Origin of the sequence: Bradyrhizobium sp. PRIMUS42 (assembly GCF_023006515.1) — a bacterium.
Taxonomy (GTDB): Bacteria; Pseudomonadota; Alphaproteobacteria; order Rhizobiales; family Xanthobacteraceae; genus Bradyrhizobium.
This window is the reverse complement of record NZ_JALBGZ010000983.1, coordinates 1-1,851: the sequence shown is the minus strand read 5'-3', so window position 1 is coordinate 1,851 and position 1,851 is coordinate 1. Positions and strand designations below refer to the sequence as shown.

At 66.1% G+C, this 1,851-nt stretch carries 2 protein-coding genes and 1 pseudogene; 2 read left to right on the top strand and 1 reads right to left on the bottom strand.

Annotated features, from left to right (window positions below; translation table 11 throughout):
- A partial coding sequence (locus tag MOV75_RS36565; protein ID WP_247007812.1) for an EAL domain-containing protein occupies window positions 1-558 on the top strand: 558 nt, incomplete at its 5' end.
- 80 nt (window positions 559-638) lie between these two features.
- A complete protein-coding gene (locus MOV75_RS36560; protein ID WP_246931029.1) occupies window positions 639-1,367 on the top strand; it encodes an RDD family protein in 729 nt (242 codons plus the stop codon).
- Between the two features lie 204 nt (window positions 1,368-1,571).
- Here MOV75_RS36560 and MOV75_RS36555 read toward each other — a convergent pair.
- Window positions 1,572-1,851: pseudogene (locus tag MOV75_RS36555) on the bottom strand (acyl-CoA dehydrogenase); the annotation flags it as partial.

The window sequence follows — 1,851 nt, the reverse complement described above, 5'->3', positions numbered from 1 at the left end:
GATGCCGCGGCCTGGCCGGACGACGTCCGCGTCGCCGTCAACCTGTCGCCGCTGCAGTTCCGCAGCGGCAATCTGCTCTCGATCGTCACCGACGCCTTGAAGCATTCCGGCCTGCCGCCGCGGCGGCTCGAGCTCGAGATCACCGAGACGCTGCTGCTGGAGAAGAGCGCGCAGGTGCTGGCGAGCCTGCATGCGCTGCGCGCGCTGGGCGTCCGCATCTCGATGGACGATTTCGGCACCGGCTATTCCAGCCTCAGCTATTTGCGCAGCTTCCCCTTCGACAAGATCAAGATCGACCAGTCCTTCGTGCGCGATCTCGGCGCCAACCGGGAGGCCCAGGCCATCATCCGCTCCATCGTCAGCCTCGGCAAAGGCCTGGGCGTCACCATCACCGCCGAGGGCGTCGAGACCGAAGCCGAACTCAGCTGCCTGCGCACCGAGGGCTGCGACGAGGGCCAGGGCTTTCTGTTCAGCAAGGCCCGGCCGAATGCGGAGATCATCAGCTTGCTCGCTGCCCAGCGCGGCATCGACGGTGAGGAGGATGCGCTGGTGGCGTGAGCGGGGCGGCGGGGCAATCGAACCTCACGCGCGCTGTCCGCGTCTCACCATCGGATCGAACGAACGGATGCGGCTTCCCCATGACCTCCGATGCGCCTCCGCCTCCGGTGCCCGGACCGCGCTATGCCCGCTTCTCCAGGCGGTTCAAGGCCGTTCTGCTCGACTGGATGCTGGCGATGGCTCTGCTGTTCGGCGCTGTGGCGCTCGCCAGCAATGTCGCGAGCGATGGGCTCAGCCGCAGTCTCGGTGTCGCGGTCGTCGTCATCCTGCTGCTCTACGAACCGGTATTGGTCTGGCGTGCCGGCGGCACGCTCGGGCACATCTGGACCAATTTGCGCGTGATCGACGATCGCGGCGGCAATCTCAGTTTCACCAAGGCGTTGGCACGTTTCGCCGTCAAGAGCATTTTGGGCTGGTATTCGTTCGTGGTCATGGCTGCCACGCGCCGCAACCAGGCGGTCCACGATCTGCTCACGCATTCGACCGTCCAGATCCGCGATCCTGCCAAGGCAAAGCCGGGCCAGTTCGTCACCGAGCGGCGTGAGGATGATTCAACGATGCCCTCACGGCTGCGGCGAACGCTCGTGACGGTGGTCTATCTTGTGCTCAGCGTCTTCCTCTATTTCGGCGTGCTCGCGGCCCTGGTCCGGGCCGGCGTCCTGTCGCGTGCGTGCCTCTACCAGGACATTTGCAACGGAAGCGACCGCATCAGCGACTCCGCCGCCGCTGTGGCCCTCCTCCTGATTATTGCCTTTCTCATCGTCATGGGCTGGCGCGGCCGGTTGCCAGGCGCGCGCAAGCCGGCATGACGCCGTGCTGAAGGCGTGTGATTGTCGATGCGTCGGGAAGTAAGGGACGCGCTGCTCCGTTAACCTCTCCCGCTCGCGGGAGAGGTCGCGCCGGAGACGCGGGCGAGGGTTCTTTCCTCTGGGGGATTGTCCCGTTGCGGAGACACCCTCTCCCCGACCCTCCCCCGCAAGCGGGGAGGGAGCGCACCGACAGCGCGGAAGCGATCACCCTCCCGCCAAAATCGTCTTTCCCACATCCTCGTAATGCGTATCGCGCGCCTGGATCTGCTGGGCGATGGCGTGCATGTCGCGAAACCGCCGCTCGAACGGGTTGCTGCGGAACACCGCGGTCGCACCGGCCATGTGATAAGCCGTGTCGACCACCTTGGCCGATTGATGGATGGTCCAGGTCGCAGCCAGGCGGACCGCGCTGCGATGCGCCGCGCTGAATTCGCCGGTCGCGCAGAGGTCGCGCCACATCGCATGCGCGGTCGCGTAGAGGTAG

Bases quoted from the DNA above. Each gene is read 5' to 3' on its own strand.
- MOV75_RS36560 (WP_246931029.1), top strand. From the start codon at position 639: ATGACCTCCGATGCGCCTCCGCCTCCGGTGCCCGGACCGCGCTATGCC.